At 70.8% G+C, this 22449-nt stretch carries 19 protein-coding genes, 2 pseudogenes and 1 riboswitch; of the genes and pseudogenes, 12 read left to right on the forward strand and 9 right to left on the reverse strand.

Going from position 1 to position 22449, the window contains the following annotated elements; all coding sequences use genetic code 11:
- Nucleotides 1-53 precede the first annotated feature (53 nt).
- From SSP29_RS61390 to SSP29_RS39965, 3 genes are all read left to right on the forward strand, one after another.
- Nucleotides 54-530 (forward strand): MerR family DNA-binding transcriptional regulator, encoded by a 477-nt coding sequence (locus SSP29_RS61390; protein ID WP_089105835.1) that lies wholly within the window; start codon nucleotides 54-56, stop codon nucleotides 528-530.
- Between the two features lie 41 nt (nucleotides 531-571).
- A riboswitch (M-box (ykoK) riboswitch) is annotated at nucleotides 572-742 on the forward strand.
- Between the two features lie 344 nt (nucleotides 743-1086).
- Nucleotides 1087-2433 (forward strand): magnesium transporter MgtE N-terminal domain-containing protein, encoded by a 1347-nt coding sequence (locus SSP29_RS39960; protein ID WP_245883482.1) that lies wholly within the window; start codon nucleotides 1087-1089, stop codon nucleotides 2431-2433.
- Complete coding sequence (locus SSP29_RS39965; RefSeq protein WP_150135818.1) at nucleotides 2430-3725, forward strand: NRAMP family divalent metal transporter; 1296 nt, start codon at nucleotides 2430-2432, stop codon at nucleotides 3723-3725. The genes SSP29_RS39960 and SSP29_RS39965 overlap by 4 nt, the downstream gene beginning before the upstream one ends.
- A 470-nt stretch (nucleotides 3726-4195) precedes the next feature.
- On the opposite strand, the gene SSP29_RS39970 is transcribed toward SSP29_RS39965, so the two are convergent.
- The 5 genes and pseudogenes from SSP29_RS39970 to SSP29_RS52650 all read right to left on the reverse strand — a co-directional run bounded on the left by SSP29_RS39970 (nucleotide 4196) and on the right by SSP29_RS52650 (nucleotide 8227).
- Complete coding sequence (locus tag SSP29_RS39970) at nucleotides 4196-6166, reverse strand: potassium transporter Kup (RefSeq protein ID WP_089105836.1); 1971 nt, start codon at nucleotides 6164-6166, stop codon at nucleotides 4196-4198.
- A 157-nt stretch (nucleotides 6167-6323) separates the two neighbouring features.
- Complete coding sequence (locus tag SSP29_RS39975; RefSeq protein ID WP_245883483.1) at nucleotides 6324-6845, reverse strand: hypothetical protein; 522 nt, start codon at nucleotides 6843-6845, stop codon at nucleotides 6324-6326.
- Between the two features lie 117 nt (nucleotides 6846-6962).
- Nucleotides 6963-7244, reverse strand: a pseudogene (locus tag SSP29_RS57235) (FHA domain-containing protein); the annotation flags it as partial.
- Between the two features lie 277 nt (nucleotides 7245-7521).
- Nucleotides 7522-7851: pseudogene (locus SSP29_RS39985) on the reverse strand (hypothetical protein); the annotation flags it as partial.
- Nucleotides 7739-8227, reverse strand: a complete 489-nt coding sequence (locus SSP29_RS52650) for a GlnX family signal transduction membrane protein (RefSeq protein ID WP_145969007.1) — start codon at nucleotides 8225-8227, stop codon at nucleotides 7739-7741. The gene SSP29_RS52650 and the pseudogene SSP29_RS39985, both read right to left, overlap by 113 nt.
- An 893-nt stretch (nucleotides 8228-9120) precedes the next feature.
- Between SSP29_RS52650 and SSP29_RS57240 the strand changes: the two genes are divergently transcribed.
- From SSP29_RS57240 to SSP29_RS40005, 4 genes are all read left to right on the forward strand, one after another.
- Nucleotides 9121-9762, forward strand: a complete 642-nt coding sequence (locus SSP29_RS57240; RefSeq protein ID WP_438363836.1) for an ABC transporter ATP-binding protein — start codon at nucleotides 9121-9123, stop codon at nucleotides 9760-9762.
- 29 nt (nucleotides 9763-9791) lie between these two features.
- On the forward strand, nucleotides 9792-10625 hold the full coding sequence (locus tag SSP29_RS59300) for an ABC transporter permease (RefSeq protein WP_150135824.1): 834 nt from the start codon (nucleotides 9792-9794) through the stop codon (nucleotides 10623-10625).
- 156 nt (nucleotides 10626-10781) lie between these two features.
- Entirely contained in the window at nucleotides 10782-11363 is a 582-nt protein-coding gene (locus tag SSP29_RS40000) for a phosphatase PAP2 family protein (protein WP_150135825.1), read from the forward strand.
- A gap of 5 nt (nucleotides 11364-11368) precedes the next feature.
- Nucleotides 11369-12766, forward strand: a complete 1398-nt coding sequence (locus SSP29_RS40005; RefSeq protein WP_167450110.1) for a wax ester/triacylglycerol synthase domain-containing protein — start codon at nucleotides 11369-11371, stop codon at nucleotides 12764-12766.
- On the opposite strand, the gene SSP29_RS40010 is transcribed toward SSP29_RS40005, so the two are convergent.
- Complete coding sequence (locus tag SSP29_RS40010; protein ID WP_089105840.1) at nucleotides 12717-13787, reverse strand: polyprenyl synthetase family protein; 1071 nt, start codon at nucleotides 13785-13787, stop codon at nucleotides 12717-12719. The genes SSP29_RS40005 and SSP29_RS40010 overlap by 50 nt on opposite strands.
- An 84-nt stretch (nucleotides 13788-13871) precedes the next feature.
- Complete coding sequence (locus SSP29_RS40015; protein ID WP_150135826.1) at nucleotides 13872-14948, reverse strand: polyprenyl synthetase family protein; 1077 nt, start codon at nucleotides 14946-14948, stop codon at nucleotides 13872-13874.
- A 561-nt stretch (nucleotides 14949-15509) separates the two neighbouring features.
- On the opposite strand from SSP29_RS40015, the gene SSP29_RS40020 reads away from it, so the two are divergent.
- A complete protein-coding gene (locus SSP29_RS40020) occupies nucleotides 15510-16712 on the forward strand; it encodes an MFS transporter (protein ID WP_150135827.1) in 1203 nt (400 codons plus the stop codon).
- Nucleotides 16713-16743: 31 nt separating this feature from the next.
- On the opposite strand, the gene SSP29_RS40025 is transcribed toward SSP29_RS40020, so the two are convergent.
- Complete coding sequence (locus SSP29_RS40025; RefSeq protein ID WP_218036961.1) at nucleotides 16744-18489, reverse strand: alpha/beta hydrolase; 1746 nt, start codon at nucleotides 18487-18489, stop codon at nucleotides 16744-16746.
- A gap of 121 nt (nucleotides 18490-18610) precedes the next feature.
- On the opposite strand from SSP29_RS40025, the gene SSP29_RS58850 reads away from it, so the two are divergent.
- The 3 genes from SSP29_RS58850 to SSP29_RS40040 are packed head-to-tail and all read left to right on the forward strand — an operon-like array spanning nucleotide 18611 to nucleotide 20423.
- A complete protein-coding gene (locus SSP29_RS58850; RefSeq protein WP_167450107.1) occupies nucleotides 18611-18904 on the forward strand; it encodes an arginine deiminase family protein in 294 nt (97 codons plus the stop codon).
- Nucleotides 18905-18917: 13 nt separating this feature from the next.
- Entirely contained in the window at nucleotides 18918-19622 is a 705-nt protein-coding gene (locus SSP29_RS40035) for a CPBP family intramembrane glutamic endopeptidase (RefSeq protein ID WP_150135829.1), read from the forward strand.
- 36 nt (nucleotides 19623-19658) lie between these two features.
- Entirely contained in the window at nucleotides 19659-20423 is a 765-nt protein-coding gene (locus SSP29_RS40040; protein WP_089105843.1) for a maleylpyruvate isomerase family mycothiol-dependent enzyme, read from the forward strand.
- A 47-nt stretch (nucleotides 20424-20470) separates the two neighbouring features.
- Here SSP29_RS40040 and SSP29_RS40045 read toward each other — a convergent pair whose 3' ends face one another.
- Nucleotides 20471-20872: a MarR family winged helix-turn-helix transcriptional regulator gene (locus tag SSP29_RS40045; protein ID WP_089105844.1), complete on the reverse strand. Its 402-nt coding sequence runs from the start codon at nucleotides 20870-20872 to the stop codon at nucleotides 20471-20473.
- Between the two features lie 86 nt (nucleotides 20873-20958).
- Between SSP29_RS40045 and SSP29_RS40050 the strand changes: the two genes are divergently transcribed.
- Entirely contained in the window at nucleotides 20959-22434 is a 1476-nt protein-coding gene (locus SSP29_RS40050) for an MFS transporter (protein WP_089105845.1), read from the forward strand.
- The last annotated feature ends 15 nt before the right edge of the window (nucleotides 22435-22449 follow it).

Raw genomic sequence — 22449 nt, forward strand, 5'->3', positions numbered from 1 at the left:
GGCCCACGCTAGACCTTCCACCGCTCTGGAAGGTCAAGGGCTGCCGTGAAGCCATGCGCATCGGAGCCCTCGCCTCCGCCACCGGCACCACCACCAAGATCCTGCGCTTCTACGAGCAGGCCGGGCTGCTGGGAGAGCCGCCGCGCACCTCGGGCGGATACCGCGACTACCCGGCCCAGGCCCGGGTCGGCTTCATCCGCTCCGCCCAGGCGGCCGGCCTCAGCCTCACGCCTGCGACGGGTACGGCGATCAACGCGGCGCCGGCGCTGATGCGGCGCATGGCCGGCGTCCGGGGAGAAGGCGTCGTTCCCTATCTCGTCGGCGTCGGTCTCCAGGGTGGTGAGGACGTCGAGGTACTGGTCCACGACGGAGTCGGCGATGGCGTGCAGGACGGCGATCGGTCCATGGGCGGGGCGCTCGGGGTCGGCCTCCAGGCGGCTGCGGATGCCGATGAGCGGCTCGGAGGGGGCTTGGCGGGCGACGACGATGAAGTCTCGGCCCGCGAAGGTCATGATCTGGTCATGGATTAGGAGGCCGGGTCGGCGCGGGCGTAGGCTTTGCGCGGTTTGACCAGACACCTCGTTCGGTGAGGCGTCTTCACGGACACAGGCCACTGATCCCACCCGTCGAGAGACGCTCCGGATCAGGACAGGTCTCCCCGGCCCAAGGGGTGACCCCAAGTGGCTTCCCCGTAGGGGATTACGCCGTGGAGTGCCAAAGCTCTGACGAGATGGGGTGTGCCGGGCCGTGTGCTGCCCGGCTTCCCTTGCCGCTTGACCGCGACGCCCTGTGCGCGGCCACGACCGGGAGGAGGCGACATGGACAGTAGTCCGGGCCATAGTCGGCCCCTCTTCGTGTTGTCCGCGCCGTCCTTCCGCGGCCCGAAGCAGCCCGCTCTTCCCTGATCCGCCCGGCTCCTCAGTGGGCGGTTCGCCCTGCTCACCGGCCTTGTCAGGTCGTCTACCGGGGTGTGCCCGGCGTGCCTGCCGCCGCCGGTCCGGGGAGGGAATGCGCTGTCGTGGGCCGCCCGATGCCCCGCCATACCGGGGCAAGAGGGTGTTCACCTTGGCTTCCCACACTCTGCTCATGTCCACCACCGCCCGCCTGCGCGACCGCAGGGTTCACCTGGAACGCCGGGCCACCGCCACCAAGGCGGTCCGCACCTCGCTGGTCTCGCTCGCCGGTCTGATCGGCGGCCCCGTCACCAACCAGGCCGGCGAGGAGGTCGGCCGCGTCGTGGACGTGGTCGCCCGGCTCTACGGCGCGGACGCATACCCGCCGGTCACCGGCCTGATCCTGCGCATCGGACGACGGCGCGCCTTCCTGGCTTCGGACGCCATCGGCAAGGTGCACGCCGGGCACGTACGCCTGTCCACCGCTCGCGTCGACCTGCGCGACTTCGCCCGCCGCCCCGGCGAGGTCCTGCTGGCCAAGGACGTACTCGACCATCAACTGGTCGACGTGGACGGGGTCCAGGTCACCCGGGCCGCCGACCTGTACCTGGCTCCGCTGGTCGACCGCGTGGTGCTGGTCGGCGTGGATGTGAGTCTGCCGACTCTGCTGCGCCGGCTCGGCCCCCGCCGGTGGCAGGCCAGGCCGACCCCGGAACGGGTGCTGGACTGGCAGGCGGTCGCCCCGTTCGCCGAACAGGCCACCGAAGGACCGCCCGAGGTACGGCTGCGGGCCTCCCGGGCCGCGCTGCACCGGCTGCGCCCGGCCGACCTGGCCGACATCCTCGAAGACCTCGGCCGCGCCGAGCGGCAGCAGCTGCTGGGCTGGCTGGAGCCGGAGCAGGCGGCGGACGCACTGGAGGAGATGGAACCGCACGAGCTGGAGAACCTCCTGCGCGAAGCTCAGCCGGAACACGCCGCCCGGCTGGTGGACGAGATGGAGCCGGACGAGGCCACCGACGCCCTGCGCGACCTGACCCCCGAGGAGCGCGAGGCGCTCCTGACCCGTATGCCGTCCGGGGAAGCGGCGGAGCTTCGTCGGCTCCTGAAACACCGGGAGGGCACCGCGGGCGGCGCCATGACCACCCTGCTGATCACCGCCGACCGGGATCAGACCGTCGCCCAGGTACGGGCGCAGCTGGCCGAGCAGGCCGAGCACCGCACCGAGATCGACGCCGTCGCGGTCGTGGACGAGGAGGGGCGTCTGGTCACCGACATCGCGCTGTTCGACCTCGCCGTGGCCGAGGACACCACCCCGTTGGCCGACCTGGTCGCCTGGCGGGCGCAGTTCGGTCCACCCGTCACGGTCCGTCCGGACACCGCTGTGGCCGAGGCCGCCGACGAGTTGGTCGCCGCCCGCGCCTCCTCGCTGCTGGTGGTCGACGACACCGACCGACCGCTCGGCCGGATCCTGGCCGACGACCTGCTCGACGCCCTGCTGCCCGAGCGCGGGCGCCTGCACTTCCGGAGGTTCCTGCAGTGACCCGCGACCTCGACACCGCCACCGCAGCACCGGCGGTCACGACGGGCCCCGTCCGCCGCACCGGCTGGCGCCGCATCACCATGGTCGCGGCGATCGCCGGCCCCGGCCTGGTCGCCGCGAACGCCGGCAACGACGCCGCAGGCATCGCCACCTACGCCTCGGCGGGCTCCCAATTCACCTACGGCACGCTGTTCTTCATGGTGCTGGTCACCATGGCCCTGGTGATGGTCCAGGAGATGGCCGTACGGCTCGGCGCGCACACCGGCAAGGGCCTCGGGGCGCTGATCCGCGAGCAGTTCAGCCTCCGTCTGACCGGACTCGCGGTGTTCTGCCTGCTGCTGGCCAACACCGGCCTGGTCGTGTCGGAGTTCGCCGGCATCGGCGCCGCCTTCGAACTCCTCGGCGTCCCCAAGTGGGCGGTCATCCCGCCGGCCGCGATCCTGCTGTGGTCACTCGTCCTGTTCGGCTCCTACCGATGGGCCGAACGGATCTTCCTGATCATGTCGTTGGCGTTCTTCGCCTACCCGATCGCGATGCTCCTCGGCCACCCCGACTGGGCCGACGTCGGCAAACACCTCGTCGTCCCCCACATCGAGCCGAGCAAGGACTTCATCCTGCTCGCCGTCGCCCTCATCGGCACCACGGTCAGCCCGTACATGCAGTTCTACGCCGCCGCCGGCGTCGTGGACCGCGGAGCCAGGCCCGAGGACTACCGGCTGATCAAACTGGACGCCATGCTCGGCGCGGTCTTCGCCTGCGTCATCAGCCTGACCATCATCATCGCCACCGCCGCCGCGATCGGCGGCACCGGCCCGCTCAACTCCGCCGCCCAGGCCGCCGAAGCCCTCAAACCGGTCGCCGGCCAGAACGCCGAACTCCTCTTCGCCCTCGGCCTGATCGGCGCCTCCGCCCTGGCCGGCGCGGTCGTCCCGCTCTCGGCCAGCTACGCCATAGGAGAGGCGGCCGGCGTCGAACGCTCCGTCTCCCGCAGCTTCCGCGACGCCCCGCTGTTCCTGGGCCTGTTCACCGCCCAGATCGTGCTGGGCGCGACGGTGGCGATGACCCCGGTCGACGTCATCCAGCTCCTCATCGGCACGCAGGTCCTGCAGGGCCTCATCAGCCCGATCGTCCTGGTCTACCTGCTGGTCCTGACCAACCGCCGCTCCGTCCTCGGCCCGGCCGTCAACGGCCCGCGCTACCGCGTCGCCGCCACCGCCGTGGTCGTCGGCGTCGCGAGCATGTCCACCATCCTGCTCGTCCAGACCGTCCTCGGCTGGTTCGGCCTCGCCTGATCACCACCCCGCAAGGGAGTCCCACCATGAAGAAGTACGGCCCCTACCTGGTAGGCATGGCCCTGCTCGTCTGGATCACGACCATCGTCGTACTCATCGCCCTCGGCCCCGAGCCCTCGCCCTGACTCAGGCCCGCCTCGTTTCAGAGATGCCCGGGGCCGGGTGCCGGGCATCGCCCGTGCCGGTCGCGGCGCGTACGGAGCCGACGGTGACGTGCGCGGCGAGGGCGAAGAAGGACGGCGCGAGTCGCGGAGCGTGGTCTGCTCGCGGGCCTCGCGAGTGGGGTCCCTCGGCGGCGATACATCAACGCCTGCTGTTGACGGCCTCGGCCAGGGCCTCACACTCTGTCTCGTCGAACTCCGGCCACTGCTGGAAAGGGGCGCATACGTCGAGGAGCCCGGGCCGTACGGCGTGGTGACTGCCTGGCCGGGAGGGGTCGGTCCGGTCTCGGTGTGGAAGTCGGCGGTCGTCTACACCTCGATGTGCGAGCCCATGATGACCGTCCGGTCGCGGGGCAGGCCGAAGTACTCGGCGGCGTCCGCGGTGATGTAGGACGTGGCGATGAACAGACGCTTGCGCCAGGGCGCCATCGTCGGCGCCTTTCCGCGGCGGAGCTCGATCGTGGACAGGAAGTAGGAAGCCTCGTCGAGTTGCAGCGGTCCCTCGGTCGAGGCCGGGTCCAGCGCCGCCAGGACGCCGGGCACGTCCGGTGTCTCCATGTAGCCGACGTGGGCGGTGACGTGGACGATTCCGTCGTCGGAGTAGCCGAGGCCGTCGACGGTGATCCGCTGGTCCGCCGGGACGCGGGGAACGGGTTCGGTCGTGATGGCCAGGATCACGACGTGGTCGTGCCGTACGTGGTTGTGTTCGAGGTTGGCCCGCATCGCCAGGGGCGCGGTCTGCTTGCCGCGGTTGAGGAAGACGGCCGTGCCGGGCACGCGGAGCGTCGTCGCCTCCTTGGCGCGGAGTTCCTCGATGAACTCCTCCAGCGGGCCCTCGCGCCGCGCCCGTTCGGCGGTGACGACCTCGCGGCCGCGCTGCCAGGTCGTCATGACGGTGAAGACGGTGAGGCCGATCAGGAGCGGCAGCCAGGCGCCGTGGACCAGCTTGGTCAGGTTGGCAGCGACGAACAGCAGGTCCACCGTCAGCAGCAGCGCGGCACCGGTAGCGATGAGCCAGCGCGGTGTGCCCCACTTGGCGCGGGCGACGTAGAAGAACAGCAGGGTGGTGATGGTGATGGTGCCGGTGACCGCCATGCCGAAGGCGAAGGCCAGTGCCGCGGAGCTGCGGAACGCGAAGACGAGGGTGAGGACCGAGACCATCAGCAGCCAGTTGATCCAGGGGACGTAGACCTGGCCCACGGCGGACTCGGAGGTGTGCGCGATCCGCAGCCTCGGCAGATAGCCCAGCTGTGCCGCCTGGGAGGTCACCGAGTACGCGCCGGTGATCACCGCCTGGGAGGCGATCACCGTGGCGGCCGTGGCCAGCAGGACCATCGGCCAGCGTCCCCAGCCCGGCACGAGCAGGAAGAACGGGCTGCTGATGTTGCCGGGGTCGGCGAGGATCAGCGCGCCCTGGCCGAGGTAGCTGAGGACGCACGCCGGGAAGACGAGGAACAGCCAGGCACGCGTGATCGGGCGGCGCCCGAAGTGCCCCATGTCGGCGTAGAGCGCCTCGGCGCCGGTGACCGCGAGCACGACCGCGGCCAGGGCGAAGAAGGCCCTGCCGAAGTGGCCGTACAGGAAGCCCGCCGCATAGGTCGGCGACAGTGCCTTGAGGATCTCCGGGTGGTCGGCGATGCCGACGACACCACAGGCGCCGATGGCCAGGAACCAGGCGATCATGATCGGCCCGAACACCCGGCCCACCGCCGCGGTTCCTCTGCGCTGGACGAGGAACAGCACCACGATGATCACTGCGGTGATCGGCACGACCGCGCCGCCCAGTGACGGCTCGACGACCTTCAGGCCCTCGACCGCGGACAGCACCGAGATCGCCGGGGTGATCATGCTGTCGCCGAAGAAAAGGGACGCGCCGAAGATACCCAGGGCCGCCAGGATGCCGGCGGCCCGCGCGCCGCGCTGCCCGCTCCAGCGACGCAGCAGGGTGATCAGCGCCATGATGCCGCCCTCACCGTCGTTGTCGGCGCGCATCGCGAGCAGCACATAGGTGACCGTGACGATGATCATCACCGACCAGAACACCAGGGACACCACCCCGTACACGTTCTCCGTGCTCACCGGGACGGGGTGCGGGTCGCCCGGGTTGAACACCGTCTGGAGGGTGTAGATCGGGCTGGTCCCGATGTCGCCGAACACCACACCGAGCGCCCCGACCATCAGCGAGAGGCGGACTGCGGCCCGCGGGTCCGGAGCATGCGGCCCTGACAGCCCCGCTGCTGGTCCTTCGTCCGAGCCGGTCGGGTGCCGATGGCTGGTCATGTCGATCCTCCTCGGCGCAGGCCGGCTGCCGGGCATGTCGTGCGGGACGATACAGGTCCGTTGCACACCTCCCGACAGCACACCCCGCACACCGGTACCGGACTCGGCACGATGACTGAGAGGTCCACGCGTCACACCTGTGCCGAGGCGCGGCGCGTCACAATTGGCGGGCCCTGGCCACCGCCTCGCGTACTCCACCGGGCGTCCGTGGCCGCTGCGTTACCAGCAGTTCGACCGCCCGGCCCAACCAATCCGAGTCGGCGAGCCTGTTGGCCTCGCCTTCGTCGACGGTCTGCCTGAGCAGCTCCCCGAACAGCACCAGCTCCGTCGAGTCGTACCAACGGGGGTGGCGGTCGAAGGAGGCCAACCAGTTCTCGTACGGGTGCCGCAGTGTCAGGTGCAGATATCCACGTCCACGCCCCTTCCAGGGGCCCGGCAACCCGCCCAGCAATGCCAGCACACCGTACGAGCCCTTCTGGGGATACCTGGCGCCCAGCGTGAACCCGACCAGCATGACCCTGGGCCAAGGAATCGACTGCCCCTCGGACTCCCCCGAGATTTGATACAGCCCCTCGGGGCGCAACTCCAGCCACGTGCCGCCCGGCCGTAGGTGATCGCCCAGGATCCAGCGGCCATTGACTCGCTCCAACGGCCCCAGAGCCCTGCGTATGCCACTCATCCGCTCATTGTCCTTCATCTGTGAGGGTTCGTCAGGCTGTCGGCGGATCACGACACCCCGCCTCGTGAGGGCTCGGGATCGGACCGAGCACGAGGCGCTTGCACACGCCAGGGCGGCTCAGTTCCGGGGGACGGTGATCGTTGTCCAGAGTCCGACGTGTACCCGGTCGCCGTCCGTCAGCGGCACCGGCTTGTAGGGGGCGATGGGGTCCTCGGTGCCGTTGACCGTCGTGCCGTTGGTCGAGCCCTTGTCGATGAGGGACCAGGTGGAGTCGGGCTGCTGGATGAGGATGGCGTGTTCGTGGGAGACGCCCGGGTCTTCGGGGTCACCGCATAGGTCGATGAAGGGGGTGTGGCCCGTGGACCGGCGGCGGCCGATGGTGACCAGGACGTGGGTGAGGGGAATGCGGCGGTCCAGGTCGACGAGCCGGCGGTAACCTCCTCCTCGGGGGCGCCGGACCGAGTGGTGACGTCGTAGCGGCACTCCTCGCAGAACCGGGCGAGGTCGCCGCGGGGCGCGCCGCAGTCGGGGCAGAGTTCGGCGGCGGAGGGTGCCGCTGCGGAGGTCATGCGGTGACCGCACACCTCGCACCAGTCGTCTGTTCCGGACTGATGGCCGTTCGGGCAGGTCGGCATGTTCGTTCTTTCTCTCTTCGCCCCTCTGCGCACCGAGTGCGCTACTTCTTCTTCACACGTACGGTTTTCGTCGAGCGTGTTTCCAAGGTCATTTCGTCCACGCCGGCCACCTTGGCCTTGAGCCGCACCGTGCCGCTCGCGGCGTCGACGACATCCACCACCTTGGCCAGCAGCCTGGCGGTGTCGTCGTTGCCGGAGGTGCCGGCGAGCTGGACGGCGCGGCCCAGTTTGGCGGTCGCGGAGTCGAACTCGCCCTGCTTACGCGCTTCCAGGCCCTCCTGGATAGCCTGGGCGAGTTCGGCCTGCACGGTGTAGTGGGCGACCTGGGGGTTGATATGGGTGGAGGCCGCCATGTCGTCGGTCCAGAAGGCGGGTGCGCATCAGATCGGTGGTGGACCGGTAGGCGGCCAGCGTGTCGGCGTCGGTCTTCCCCGCGGCGTAGGCGTGCTGCTTGCTGAGGATCAGCGCGTGGGAGGCGCCCTCCTCGTAACTGCCGAAGTCGGCGATGGCCTGGGCGGCGGTGCTCCGGTCGTCGGCGAGGTCTTTGTCGGTGCCGAACATCAGCTGGTTGGCCAGCTGGGCGTCCATGGCGTTGAGCGTGAAGTACAGACCGGTGGCGCTGGTGATCTGGGGTGCGGAGTGGTGCCGGATGTCCGACCAGGCGGAGCGTGTGAACAGTCCGGTCAGGACGAGCGCGATGACGAGCAGCGCCGAAACGCTCAACGCGGCACCGCGCAGCAGTCTCAACCACTGGGGGACGGTCGCGGGGAGACGGCCGCGCCACAGTTGCGGTGGTCCGAGGCGCGGCCGTTGTATCCTGCGCAGCGGTCGGCGTATCCAACTGTCAGGGGAAACACGCGGTTCGCGGTGCCGGCCCCTGGACGGCCGGGGGGAGTCGGCCCCCGTCGGAGCCGACGCCTGGGGCGGTGCCGCGGGGCGCTGTTCCGTGGCGCTGGTGTCCGGCATTGCGTTGAGTCCCCTTCGCGCTGCGGAGCGGCCTGCGCCGCGCCTTCCGCGAGGGCCACTCTTGCGTTTCGAACACGGAGTAGTCCTGTCTTGTCGCGCCCTTGGCGCCTCGTCATCGGAATCTTGACGCGGGGCCGAAGGGGCGCGTGGGACGGAGGATTCGGGTGGCGGAGCTGTCCGCGGAGCGGCGTCAAGCCCGAAAGCGGTGGTGGTGAACTTCGCCTTCAGCGCGTCCGGGACATGGTGCAACTGGGCCTGGAAGGCGTCGGAATCGGGGTGTTCGAAGACCATCCCCAGCGGCGTGACGAGGCGCGTAAGGGTGGATCAGTGGCCCTGGTCTGCAGGTTTCCGGCTTGCCGACCAGGCTCTCCCGGCCTACGTGCGTCACATATGCGTCACGCCGTTCACCGTCACGAGCGGCGGCGTCCCGGCCTCCTCACAAACACGTGATTGCCTGCGCTCACGGCACCGGCGGCGGACCGCCTTCCCCGTACCGCGTCCGTGTATTTCGTCGGGGGACTGGCGCAGTTGAGGCGTTGCCCGTCACCGCTGTCGCTTCGTGTCGTTGGTGCTCACGCGGGGTTGTCATTCGGTGTGGGGCATCGGGACTGCCTTCCAGTAGGTGGTGCGTTCGGGACGCAGGCCGTGGAGCGTCTGCATGGGGGGGTGCAGTGGTGTTGGCCGGTGAGCGGGTGTTGCGGATCCGGGATGTGTGCAAGGGCTACCGGCGCGGCCCGGTCCTGCGGGGGGTGTCGCTGGATCTCCGCGCGGGCCAGCTGGTGGGCATCGTCGGGGAGAACGGGTCCGGCAAGAGCACTCTGCTGCGCATTCTGGCCGGGGATCTCGCCGCGGACAGCGGCGTGGTGGAGCGGGTGGGGGTGCTGGGCAGCTGCCCGCAGGACTCGGTGCTCCACCAGGCCTTCTCCGTCGACCAGCATCTGAGGTTCTTTCAGGCCGCTTACGGCCTGGACAACCTGGACAGAGCTTTCGAACTGCTGGAGCAGTTGCATGTCAGCGGCTACCGGAACGAGCGGGTGCAGGCACTCAGCGGCGGCACGCGCCAGAAGCTCAACCTGGTCCTCGCTCTGATGCACGATCCCCAGGTGCTGCTCCTGGACGAGCCGTATCAGGGCTTCGACTGGGAGACCTATCTGCGGTTCTGGGACTTGGCGGCGGCCTTGCGGGACCGGGGCTGCGCAGTGCTGGTGGTCTCGCACCTCGCCTACGACGCATCCCGCCTGGACACCCTGTACCGCCTCCAGGCCGGAGTGCTGCACGAGACGGAGCAGACGGGACCGGAGGTGGTGCCGGTATGACGCGGTGGTGGCCCTGCTTCCGTACAGCCTTGCGGTTCGCGCTGATCGAGCAGGCCCGTAACAGGCTGGCGCTGCTCATCGTGGTCCTGTTCGTCCCGCTGTGGACCACGCTGGCGTTCACGGTGGTAGCCCGTACGCCCTTGCGGTTCCGGATCCGTGCGGTGGGACGCACGGTGGTCATGGACGGCAATGTCCTGGTGCAGATCAACGGCGCACTGCAGGCCCTGTCACTGGTCATCGCGTTCATGATGTTCGTCGCCACAGCCCGCTCCGCGCTGTTCGACCAGCGACTGGTGCGGGCCGGCTATCCCCGCTCGTGCCTCGCGCTCGCGAAGTGCACCGCGCTCCTTCTGGTCGCGGCCCTGGTCGCCGGCTACACCACTGCGTGGATGCAGCTGTTCTGGCGCCCCGAGCAGCTCCTGGTGCTCGTTGCGGGGATGTGCACCGGTGCTCTGACCTACGGGGGCATCGGCATCGTGCTGGCGGCCGTGCTGCGCAGCGAGCTGGCCGGCATGTTCCTCGCCATCATGATCAGTTCCATCGATCTGGTGCTGCAGAATCCCCTGATCAACCCGGATGCGGACAGTCCCGTGGTGCGCTTCCTGCCTGCTTACGGGGCGGTGCAGACCTCGGTGGCCGCCGGCGGTCTGCAGGTGGTGCCGACCAGTTGCCTGCTGCTGGGGACGGGGTGGGCAGTGGGCATGGCGGCGCTGGGCATGGCTGCCTTCGCCGTCCGCACCCGCACCCGCACCCGCACCCGCACCCGCACCCGCACCCGCACCCGCACCCAGCGTTCGCGCACGGCCCAGGCAACGCCGACTGAAATCGAGCAGACCGTGCGGGTGCCGGGACCGGCCCCTTGAGAGCGTCGTTTCGATGACGAACGGCCGCACGGCGGCAACACCACGTGAGGAGCGGGGCTTTCAGAGGTGACGCAACACAACACTGCGGCTTCGGCAGCTTCACCTGCCGTATCAGCCCCGCCGCCCGGCTCTTCCCACCCAGCCGCGGGCGAGGTGGTGCCTCGCTCCGCGGCACGCTGGGCCTGGCTGCTCAGCGACGGCGGTGAGCCCCGGAACTGGATACTGGTCCTGGCTCCGCTGCTGGGCTGGCACGCCGCCGGATGGGCCGGCATCGGATGGGGCGTGTTCGCGGCCGTGTTCACCGCGGTGCTGCCCACGCTGATCCTGGGGTTCGGTGAGCGCCGGCAGTACTGGGGCGACCGACATGTGCGGCGGCGGCAGGACCGTATCGTGGCCGCCCCCGGGGTGATGGCCTCGGTCGTCACCGGCACCGCGCTGCTGTACGGGCTCAAAGCTCCTTCCGAGGTGACGGCCCTGGTGACGGCGATGCTCGCCGTCCTGCTCACCTTGCTGGTGATCACCTTCTTCTGGAAGGTGTCGGTTCACTCCGCGGTCGCTTCCGGTGCTCTTGCCATCCTCAGCTCGGTCTTCGGCCCCTGGATGCTCCTGCTGACTCCCTTGGTGGTGCTGATCGGCTGGTCCCGTATCCGGCTGCGTTGCCACACCGTCGGCCAGGTCACCGTCGGGGTGCTGATCGGCGCGGCAGTCGGCGCACCTGTCTACACACTCCTGGGGTAATGGACATGAACCGGTTCCCGGATCCGAGCCCCGCCGATCTCGTCATGGTGAAGGCCGAACAGCTCGCGGAGCACCCGGACGCCAACTCGACGGTCGGGGCGGTGCTGCACCTGACCGGCGACGTGCCCGATCTGGCCGCTCTGCGCGAGCACGTGACCGCGCGTCTTGCCGATCTTCCCTGTTTGACGCATGTCCTGACCGGCGACGGGCCGACGGCACAGTGGACGCCTGCCGCCCCGGACATGGCCCGGCACGTTCGCGATCGGCAGGTGGCCAGTGCGCCGGAGGCTCTTGAGGCGACCGTGCGGCTCCTCCTGCAAGAGCCGTGGGCCGAGGGGGCCCCGGCCTGGCGCATGATCCTCCTGCACGGTCACACGCCCGACGGGTTCGCTCTGCTGTATCTCACCCATCATGCCGTCCAGGACGGCGCGAACGTCGTCACGGTCATGGAGGCGCTGTTCGGGCCGCGACTCCTGCCGGAACAGTTCTCAGTGCCCACCCGGGACATCTGCCCAATCCCCAGGCCCCGCCTGTGCCAGGTCCTGCGCAGCACCGTGACCCTGCTGCGCCACGCGCGCCGGCACCGTCTGTGGCAATCCGCCTCGCATCCGCTGTCCAGCCGCCGTCACACGATGTGGACTCAAGTGCCCTCCGCCGGCCTGCGCACCGCGGCCCGCGCCGCCGGAGCCAGCACCAACGACGTCTACCTCACCGCCGTGGCTCACGCGATCACCCAGTGGGCCTACGACGCCTGGCCTCGCGCAGCCGGCGTGTCGATTCCCGTGATGGTGCCCGTCAATCTGCGCACGCCCGATGAAGCAGGGGCGCCCGGCAACCGGCTGTTCCTGGCCCGGATCGACCTGCCCGGCGGCACCATGCCGATGGGCCGGCGGCTGGCGCGTGCGCAAGCGGTCACCACTCCCCTGAAGTCGGCCGGACACAAGACGGTTCTCCGAGCTGCTCTCACTCGCCTTCCCCAGCCGCTGCTCCGGCGCCTCGTGGCCGTCGGCACCGTCCCGGGCCGACTCACCGTCTGCGCCTCCTATCTCGTGGTGCGCCGGCGCCTGCACTACGGCGAGGCGGCAGTGCGCCGCATCGACCCCGTCATCTGCTGCCCGCCTGGCGTCCCCATGGCCATCGCGGCGGTCAGCTACGAGGGCACGACCAGCGCGTGCTTCCGTATCGACCGAGCCCTTCCCGGCGCCGACAGCCTTCCCGCACGCTGGCGCCAGGCCCTCGCGGACCTGGTGGCCACAGCCTCGCCGGTCCCAGGGTGCGGTCCCGCACCCGCGGGGCACACACCCGCGGGGCGCACACCCGACGGGCGCGCCACGCCTGTCGTGCGTGCGCTGCTCACATGGCTCGCTCAACGCCCCACAGCGGCAGATACTCGAAGAAGGTGACCGCCTCCTCACGCCACCGTGACCGCCAGTCCGCGGCCACCGCGGAAGCCTGCTCGGCACAGCGCCGCATGTCCGCCTGCATCCGCACCGTCACACCACGGTTCTCACCGATCTCCCGGACGGCGGCGATGGTTTCGGGCGTGCAGGACGGGTCACCCAGCGCGGCCCGCACCACCGCACGCTCGGAGCCGTCGACGGCGGACAGCAGGGCACTGACGGTGTAGCTCTGTTTCCCGTCGCGGATGTCGGTGCCGGTCGGCTTGCCCATGGTGGCCGCGTCCCCGAACAGGTCCAGGTAGTCATCACGCATCTGCCCGCAGATCCCCACCAGCCGCGCGTACTCGCGCAGGTCCTGCTCGAAGAGGTCCGGTTCCTCGCCCGCGGCCAGAAGTCCGAGTTGCATGGGCGCGAGGATCGAGTAGCGGGCGGACTTGTAGTCGGCCACACAGTGCAGGATCTGCTCGTCGGCGGTGGCGGTGAAATCGCGCTCCAGGTCGATGATCTGGCCCACGAACGTGTCGGCCGCCGCCCGCGTCTGCACCTCGACCATGGCATGCCGCACCGCGACCGGCAGCTTGGCGTCCAGCAGTACCCGCAGGGACAGGGCGAGGGCGAGGTCGCCTGCAAGTACGGTGAGACCGAGGGCGGTCTGCGGGTGGCCGGGGAACCGTTCACGGTAGGCGTAGTAAGTGGAAGGGCCGCCGCGGCGGGTGGGGCTGTCGTCGATGAGATCGTCGTGCACCAGGCCGTGGGTCTGCAGCAGTTCGACGCTCAGTGCCGCGGCGTCCAGTCCTTCGACCGGCTCGCCGGTCACCAGACGAGCTGCCTCGTGCAGGAGAGCGACCCGCATCCGCTTGCCGCCCCGCAAGGACAGTTCCCGCAGCAACTGCAGGCAGTCCGGAGTGAAACGGCTGAACGACGGCGCATCCACCCCGGCGCTCAACGTGTCGAAGTACTCCTCGAAAAGCGTGTTGAACCGGCGCTCGTATCCGGCGACACGATCGAACACCTGCTGGATCATGACGAGTTCCTCCTGCTCGGGTCGGGTGACACAGCTGTAGACGCGCGGCGGTGAGGACTGGTGCCCGAGGCACGCGGTGCGATGTCAGGAGGTGTACTGGGTGGCGGTGACCGCCAGCCCGCGCAGCGCACGGTCCGCGGCCTGCGGGAAGCCGGCCCCGTCCAGGACCCGCAGCACTTGTTCGTAGCGGTCGGCGATCATCCGTTCGGTGTGCTCCCGTGCCCCGGTGTCCTGCAGGATCGTCCGCGCCTCGGCCGCTTCACGCTCCCCCAGGTCGGCCCGGCCCACGAGGTGGCCGAGCCGCTCACGCTGGACCCGGTCGGCGCGCTGCAGACCCAGCGCGAGCAGAACGGTCCGCTTGCCCTCCCGCAGATCGCTCAGACCCGGCGCACACGCGCCGTCCGGGCTGCCGAACACGTCCAGCAGGTCATCCCTCAGTTGGAACGCCTCGCCCAACGGCAGACCCAGCCGCGTGAAGACATCCATCGTGGCCCCACCGGCCCCGGCTACCGCAGCCCCCAGTTGAAGCGGCCGCTCGATGGTCGCGGTGGCGGTCTTGCAGCGGATGATCCGCAAGGCTGCCTCGACATCGTCGGCGCCACAGCCGGTACCCATCACATCCAGATACTGGCCGTACATCACCTCTTCCAGCATCGCGTCGTTCAACCCGTGCACCAGCCGCTGCCGCCCCGGCTCCAACCGGGCGGTGTGCAGCAACTCCTGCGCCCACATCAACGCGAGGTTGCCCACCAGCAGCGCGCCGCCCGCCCCCAGCCGCTCGGCCCGCTCGTCCTCGCCCAGCCGGGCACGCATCACCCGATGGACAGCAGGGCGGCCCCGGCGGCTGACCGAGTCGTCCATGATGTCGTCGTGGATGAGGGCAAAGGCCACGAACAGCTCCAGCGACGCCGCCACACGCAACGCCGACGCCGCCTCCCCGTGTCCGCCTGCGGCATGCCAGCCCACCACACACAGCAGCGCCCGGATCCGCTTCCCGCCTGCCGCCAAGAAGTCCCGCACGGTCTGCACCACCTCCGGCGGATACCCCCGGCCGACCGCCGCACGGGCCTTTTCGGCAAGGAAATCCTCAAGCGCTGCATCGACCCGGCGCTGCACCTCGCGCAAATCCATCGCTTGCGCGTCGACCACACCCGAAGTCACCGGTTCACCACTCCCGACCGGGCAGGTTCAGGCTCGGGCGGGACGGAGGGAGGTGATCGTGGGGGCTGCGTCCGGCATCAGGGCTCTTGCGACAACCCGGGCTGTCGGCCGGCCGCGTCACCCAGTTGGTCTCCATGATCCCTCCAACGACCCAGATCGCTCAAGAACACGCGCCGAGGCATCCTCTGCTTACACACACGGTATGGACGCCGGCGAACGAACTGTCCTGCCGGGAACGTTCGGGAGCTGTTGCCACCTTGTTCCGACATGCACATGTGACTGCGGTCGCGAAACCCGACGAGGACCCGAGTCGACCTGGGCAGGGTCGGTCAGGACGGCCTGGACCGCTGCATCGACGGCTGCAGTCCCAGGCCCTGGCTCGCCCCCCTGCGACACCGCGGGCTTCGTCAACTACCTCGTGCCACCCCTGCCAGCCGCTGAAGCAAGCCGGGGCACGGCACCTCGATTGGGATACGGGCCCAGATGTGCGGCCGGTCCGGCTCACCTCAACCCGGGTCAGCGCCCTTGCCCGAGTCGCCGGCCCTCACCTAGCCTGAGTTTGTGCCGCTGATAAACAAAACCCGGACGTACAACGCCGTGCCCGGCAACGCCCTCACCCGGCTCCGCATCGCGCTGACCGTCTTCTTCGCCATGGACGGCTTCGTCTTCGCCGGATGGGTCGTCCGCATCCCGGCCATCAAGGAACAGACCGGCGCCTCGGCCAGCGCCCTGGGACTCGCCCTGCTCGGCGTCTCGGCCGGAGCAGTGATCACGATGATGTTCACCGGACGGCTGTGCCGCCGCTACGGCGCCCACCCCGTGACCGTCGTCTGCGCCGTCCTGCTCTCCCTCAGCATCGCCCTGCCCCCGCTGACCCACTCGGTCCTGGCCCTCGGCGCCGTACTGCTCGTCTTCGGCAGCGCCTACGGCGGCATCAACGTGGCGTTCAACAGCGCCGCGGTCGACCTGGTACGCGCCCTCCGCCGCCCGGTCATGCCCAGTTTCCACGCCGCTTTCAGCCTGGGCGGCATGATCGGCGCCGGCCTGGGTTCGCTGATCGCCGGAGTGCTGTCCCCCACCCAGCACCTGCTCTGCCTCACCGCGATCGGCCTGCTGGTCACCCTCCTCGCGGGCCGCACTCTCCTTCGCACTCCCCCTCCCGGCACGCCCGAGGACAACGCACCGCAGGCGGCGTCCGCACCCCACCGCCCGGCACCCCGCACCCGTCTGCTCGTCGTCACCTTCGGTCTGATCGCCCTGTGCACGGCCTACGGCGAGGGGGCCATGGCCGACTGGAGCGCCCTGCACCTGGAGCAGGACCTCGGCGCCGCACCCGGCACGGCGGCCATCGGCTACTCCTGCTTCGCCCTCGCCATGACCGTCGGCCGGCTCAGCGGCACCAGACTGCTCGAGGTCCTGGGACAGACACGGACCCTGGTGTTCGGCGGCACGACCGCCGCGATCGGCATGCTGCTCGGCGCACTCGCCCCGGCCCTGTGGGCGGCCCTCCTCGGATTCGCGATCACCGGACTCGGCCTCGCCAACCTCTTCCCCGTCGCCGTCGAGCGCGCGGGCAGGCTGGCCGGCCCCGAAGGAGTCGCCGTCGCCTCCACCTTCGGCTACGGCGGCATGCTCCTGGGGCCGCCCGCCATCGGTTTCATGGCGGACTGGATCTCGCTGCCCACCGCCCTCACCACCGTCGCCGCACTCGCCGCCACCGCCGCGGCCATCGCACTCCTGACCCGGCGCACGGCAGGGCACTGACCGAGGTCTCCGCCCGCTCCGCCGTGCCGCCTCAGTCCAGCAGCCCCGGCTCCCGTACCGACTCCAGTACCCCGGCGAGTCTCGCCGTGTCGGCGGCGGTCCATCCCGGTGGACTCGTGATCTCCGCCCACGCGCTCGTCGGCAGGGTCCCGTACCGGTGGCCGAATCCGTCCGGCACGCTGTCGGCGCCGGCCAGGTCGCACGCCACCTGCCAGAACGTCAGCAGCGGATACCACTGCATCGCCGGTGAGACGTCCCGGGCCCGCGGCCGGTCCAGCCAGTCCGGCTTGCGGAAGGCGAGGTCGGGCGACCACCAGACGACCGGGTCGGAGCCGTTCTGGAGGTAGACCGCGCGGGGCTCGCCCCAGGGCGCGGCCGGGATGCCGTAGTCGGCGGGCACCTGTGCGAAGCGCACGTGCGCCCCGTCGTCGACCACCGGACGCCATTCGGGGCTGCCCGGCTGCCGCTGGGCGGTGACCGTCTTCCACAGCGGGTTGTCGTAGGTCGGCCCGACGAACAGTGCGCCCCCGGTCTCCGCGACGAGCGTGGACAGGGAGCCGTTCAGGGCGGACTCCATGGAGAAGGAGCCGAGGCTCTCCCCGTAGACGAGGAGCCGGGGGCGGGAGCCGGCGGGGAGCGTTCGCCACTTGGCGTAGACGGCGTCGAAGAGGGCACGTCCGGTGTCGGCGGCCTCGTCCTCGGTGAGCGCGGAGACCCAGCTCGGGAGGTAGGAGTACTGCATGGCGACCTGCGCGGTGTCGCCGCCCCACATGTACTCCAGGGGCTTGCTGCCCTGGTCGTTGATCCAGCCGGTGCCGGTGGTGCCCATGACGGCGAGGATGCTGCGGGAGAAGCCGCCGGTGCGTTCGAGTTCGCGTACGGCGAGGGCGGCGCGTTCGTCGAGGCTGTCGGCGGAGCGCAGGCCGACGTAGACCCGTACCGGATCCTCGGCCGGGCGGCCGGTGAAGGCCGCGATGTCGGTGCGGGGTGTGGCCGTGCCGACGAAGTCGCGGCCCTTGGCGCCCAGCGTGTCCCAGGGCGCCGCGGACTCCGGGCTGCCGGACAGGGTGGGCAGGCCGGGCTGGTGGACGCCCTCGGCGGTGCCCTGGTCCGCGAGGGACGCGGCGCTCTCGATCGCGTCCAGTGCCCCGCGCAGCAGGAAGCCCTGGACGACTCCGACGATCACGAACGCGGCGAGGGCGACCCCGGTGGCGTACGCGACGGGGCGTGGCAGGTGGGCGCCGAACGCGCGGGCGGCGAGGCGGGTGCCGAGCCGTACCGTACGGCCGGCCAGCAGCAGCAGCGTCCCGACCACCGCGGCCACCACCGGGACGAGCGCCCACTGCCACCAGACGATGTGCGGGGGCAGGGTGACCGCCCGGCGGACCTGGCCCTCCCAGCGGACGCTCCAGGCGGTGACGGTGACCACCGCGGCGGCGCCGAGCACGCCCAGGGCGGCCCAGAGGGTACGGCGGACCCGCGGGCGGATGCGGGCGCCGGCCCAGCGGAGCAGCAGCCGGGCGACGGTCTCCAGTACCGCACCGACGGCGTAGCCGACGGCCGCCGAGACGCCGGCCGCGAGTCCCTGGAGCCACCAGGCCCGTGGGAGCAGGGACGGGGTGAGGGACAGGCAGTAGCACAGGACCGCCACCCCGGTTCCGCCCCAGCACGGCCGCCGCCGGACCACCCGGTCGGGGCCCGTGTACCGGCGCACCCGCTCCGCCGTCCGCCGGGTCCATTCCTTCGTACGATTCAGAGCCCTGCCCGCACCACTCACTTGGCCACCTCGGGACCACGATCGGCCACCGCACCCGCCGCCGCATCCGGAAGATCCTTCAGCACCGCACTCCGTCCGGGAAAAGGTGCAGAGCCTCGCGGGGTATCCCATCGTGGTGGACATGGCCGAGGCCCGGACGACCGAGAATCCCCGCTCCGCACCGCCCGCGACCAGGCCGAGGCCGCCCACGCGGACCGCGCCGGTGGCCGGGTCGGCGGCCGGTGCCGGGGTGTTCGCCTTCCCCGGGCCGGATCCGGACGCGGTCGTCACCCACGACCGCACCACCCGAGCCGGCACCCTGCCGCGGAAGCCGGGCGTCGAGGTCGTCACCGTCGTCGGCGCCGGACCGGGCCGGGGGCGCGGCGGCGGGCACTGTACGAGCTGCCCGCCGCCGCGCGACCCGGCCGGGTCCTGACACCCTGCCCGGCATGCCGATCCCCCGGCTCCCCACCCGTACCGCCGTGGCGGCGGTGGTGGCCGTCCTGGTGCCGGCGAATCTGCTGGACAACCGCTGGGCCGGGTCCTGGATCCTGCTCACCGCGGTCGTCGCCTCGGCCGTTCTGGTGGGGCTGCTGTTCTGGGCCGGGGGCAGCTGGTCGGAGCTCGGGCTGGGCCGGAACACCCTTGCGGACGGGGTGCGTTGGGCGGCGGCCCTGATCGGGATCGTCGCGGCGGTCTATCTGTGCGCGGCCCTGCTGCCGGTCACCCGCGGGCTGTTCGCGGACCAGCGTACGGACGCGCTGAGCGGCTCGGAGATCGCCTTCAAGGCACTGGTCGCGGTGCCCGTGGGGACGGTGCTGCTGGAGGAGACGGCCTTCCGCGGGGTGCTGTTCGCGCTGCTGTGCCGCCTGCGCTCGGCCACGACGGCGGCCGTCCTCTCCTCCGTGCTCTTCGGCCTCTGGCACATCCTGCCCTCGCTGAACCTCAACAAGGACAAGCCGACGCTGGGTTCGCTCTTCGGGCACTCGGTGGCCGGGGCGGTCCTGGTGGACATCGGCGCCGTGCTGTTCACGGCCGTGGCGGGCTGTCTGCTGTGCTGGCTGCGTGACCGCAGCGGCTCCCTGCTGGCGCCGATGGCCCTGCACTGGGCGGTCAACGCTCTGGGGTACGCCGTGGGGTTCCTGTTGCGCTAGCTCCGGGATCGGCGGCGCATCCGGCAGACTCGCGGCATGAAGACTGCCGATTTCCTCGAGATCCTCGACCGGGAGGGCCGGTTGCTGGCCGCGGCCGCGCTGGAGGCGGGGCTCGACGCCCCGGTGCCCACCTGCCCGGACTGGCAGGTACGCGACCTGCTGCGGCACACCGGTACCGTCCACCGGTGGGCCGCCGGTGTCGTGGCCGACGCCGAAACCTCGCCCCGCGCCTTCCCGGACCCGCCGGACATCGACGACACCGAGCTGGTCACCTGGTACCGGGAGGGCCACCGCCTGCTCGTCGACACCCTGGACGGCGCACCGCAGGACATGACGTGCTGGACCTTCCACCCCGCCCCGGTCTCCTCACCGCTGGCCTTCTGGCTCCGCCGGCAGGCCCATGAGACGACCGTCCACCGGTACGACGCCGAGACCGCACGGGGTGGCCCGGTGTCCCCGGTCGGCACGGGCTTCGCGGTCGACGGCATCGACGAACTGCTGCGCGGCTTCCACGCCCGCGCCCGCAGCCGGGTCCGCAGCGAGCACCCGCGGGTGCTGCGGGTGCGCACGGTGGACGCGGACGGGGTATGGACGGTACGGCTGTCGGCACGACCGCCGGTCACGGAACTCGGCACACCCCATGCCGGCACACCCCATGCCGGCGCACCCGATGGCGCGACGGCCGAACTCTCCGGCCCCGCAGATCAGTTGTACCTGGCCCTGTGGAACCGGGTGCCGGTGCCGACGGTGACCGGCGACCCGGAACTGGCCGAGCTCTGGCTGACGAACTCCGGTATCTGACCGTCTGGTTCAGCAACCGCCCGGCGCTCCGCGGCGACCGGCCGGGCTCAGCGGGCTTCGGCGGCCAGCATCCGGGTGAGCACCGCGCGCTGCACCGGCAGCACCTCGCCGTGCAGCGCGCGCCCCTTGCCGGTGAGCGCCACCCGCACGCCCCGCCGGTCCTCCGGGCACATGGCCCGCTCGACCAGGCCGTCCTTCTCCAGGCGGGCGATCAGCCGGGACAGCGCGCTCTGGCTGAGATGCACCCGCTCGGCGATCTCCTGTACGCGGAAGCTGCAGGCGCCGTCCGCGGCCGGACCGTCGGAGAGCAGGTCGAGGACCTCGAAGTCACTGGCGCACAGGCCGTGGCCGTGCAGGACACGGTCGAGCTCGCACTGGGTGCGGGCGTGCAGGGCCAGGATGCCCCGCCATTGCTCCACGAGCGCCTGCTCGGGCTTCGTCGCCGCCATCCCGGCACCGTAGCAGAGAAAGCGGATTGTTGCACCGTAATTAAATGCGTTTGCATCCGATGCATGTGCATGTAGTGTCTGGGGTCATGACCTCTCCGCTCACCGCCCCCGCTTCCGAGGGACGCTGGACTCCCCGGCTCTGGGGCACGCTGCTGGTGCTCTGCGCCGCCATGTTCCTGGACGCGCTGGATGTGTCGATGGTCGGCGTCGCCCTGCCGTCGATCGGCTCCGACCTGCACCTCTCCACCTCGACGCTGCAATGGATCGTCAGCGGCTACATCCTGGGGTACGGCGGCCTGCTCCTGCTCGGCGGCCGCACCGCCGACCTCCTCGGCCGACGCCAGGTGTTCCTCGTGGCCCTCGGCATCTTCGCGCTCGCCTCGCTCCTCGGCGGCCTGGTCGACTCGGGCCCGCTGCTGATCGCCAGCCGCTTCATCAAGGGACTCAGCGCGGCCTTCACCGCGCCGGCCGGGCTCTCGATCATCACGACCACCTTCCCCGAGGGCCCGCTGCGCAACCGCGCCCTCTCCATCTACACCACCTGCGCGGCCACCGGCTTCTCCATGGGCCTGGTGCTGTCCGGCCTGCTCACCGAGGCGAGCTGGCGCTTCACCATGCTGCTGCCCGCCCCCATCGCCCTGATCGCGCTCCTCGCCGGCCTCAGGCTGCTGCCGCGCAGCTCCCGCGAACGCGACCACAACGGCTACGACATCCCCGGCGCGATCCTCGGCACCGCCTCCATGCTGCTCCTGGTGTTCACCGTCGTGGAGGCCCCGCAGGTCGGCTGGGCGTCGGCCCGCACCCTCCTCTCCTTCCTCGCGGTCGCCGTCCTGCTCACCGTCTTCGTCCAGGTAGAACGCCGCTCCCCCGGCCCGCTCATCCGCCTCGGCGTGCTCCGCTCGGGCAACCAGGTCCGTGCCCAGCTCGGCGCGATCGCCTTCTTCGGCTCGTACGTCGGCTTCCAGTTCCTGACCACCCTGTACATGCAGTCCGTGCTCGGCTGGTCGGCGCTGCACACCGCCCTGGCCTTCCTGCCGGCGGGCGCGCTGGTGGCGGTGTCGTCGACCAGGGTCGGAGCGGTCGTGGACCGCTTCGGCACCCCGCGGCTGATAGCGGCCGGCTTCGCGTTCATGGCTCTCGGATACGCCCTGTTCCTGCGCGTCGACCTGGACCCGGTCTACGCGGCGGTCATCCTGCCGTCGATGCTGCTGATCGGCGCGGCCTGCGCCCTGGTCTTCCCCTCCCTCAACATCCAGGCCACCAACGGCGTCGACGACCACGAGCAGGGCATGGTCTCCGGGCTCCTCAACACCTCGGTGCAGGTGGGCGGTGCGATCTTCCTGGCGATCGTCACGGCCGTGGTCACCGCGGGCGCGCCCGCCCACGCCACTCCGCAGGCGGTGCTCGACAGCTACCGTCCCGGGTTCGTGGTGGTCACGGGTGTGGCCCTCGCCGGGCTGCTGATCACGCTCACGGGGCTGCGGGCCCAACGTCCGCAGGAGACCGTCGTGATCGCCAAGTCCACCTCCCTGGAGGCGGAGCGCGTGTCCGCGCGCGACTGAACGGGGACGCCTCCG

Source organism: Streptomyces hyaluromycini, assembly GCF_002217755.1.
Taxonomy (GTDB): Bacteria; Actinomycetota; Actinomycetes; order Streptomycetales; family Streptomycetaceae; genus Streptomyces; species Streptomyces hyaluromycini.

Excerpts from the sequence above, each read along its gene's own strand:
- SSP29_RS40005 (WP_167450110.1), top strand. The coding sequence starts at position 11,369 with ATGAACCGGTTCCCGGATCCGAGCCCCGCCGATCTCGTCATGGTGAAG.
- SSP29_RS40010 (WP_089105840.1), bottom strand. The coding sequence starts at position 13,787 with ATGATCCAGCAGGTGTTCGATCGTGTCGCCGGATACGAGCGCCGGTTC.
- SSP29_RS39970 (WP_089105836.1), bottom strand. The coding sequence starts at position 6,166 with ATGACCAGCCATCGGCACCCGACCGGCTCGGACGAAGGACCAGCAGCG.
- SSP29_RS61390 (WP_089105835.1), top strand. The coding sequence starts at position 54 with ATGCGCATCGGAGCCCTCGCCTCCGCCACCGGCACCACCACCAAGATC.
- SSP29_RS40035 (WP_150135829.1), top strand. The coding sequence starts at position 18,918 with ATGCCGATCCCCCGGCTCCCCACCCGTACCGCCGTGGCGGCGGTGGTG.
- SSP29_RS39975 (WP_245883483.1), bottom strand. The coding sequence starts at position 6,845 with ATGAGTGGCATACGCAGGGCTCTGGGGCCGTTGGAGCGAGTCAATGGC.
- SSP29_RS40045 (WP_089105844.1), bottom strand. The coding sequence starts at position 20,872 with ATGGCGGCGACGAAGCCCGAGCAGGCGCTCGTGGAGCAATGGCGGGGC.
- SSP29_RS40050 (WP_089105845.1), top strand. The coding sequence starts at position 20,959 with ATGACCTCTCCGCTCACCGCCCCCGCTTCCGAGGGACGCTGGACTCCC.
- SSP29_RS58850 (WP_167450107.1), top strand. The coding sequence starts at position 18,611 with ATGGCCGAGGCCCGGACGACCGAGAATCCCCGCTCCGCACCGCCCGCG.
- SSP29_RS39960 (WP_245883482.1), top strand. The coding sequence starts at position 1,087 with ATGTCCACCACCGCCCGCCTGCGCGACCGCAGGGTTCACCTGGAACGC.
- SSP29_RS40040 (WP_089105843.1), top strand. The coding sequence starts at position 19,659 with ATGAAGACTGCCGATTTCCTCGAGATCCTCGACCGGGAGGGCCGGTTG.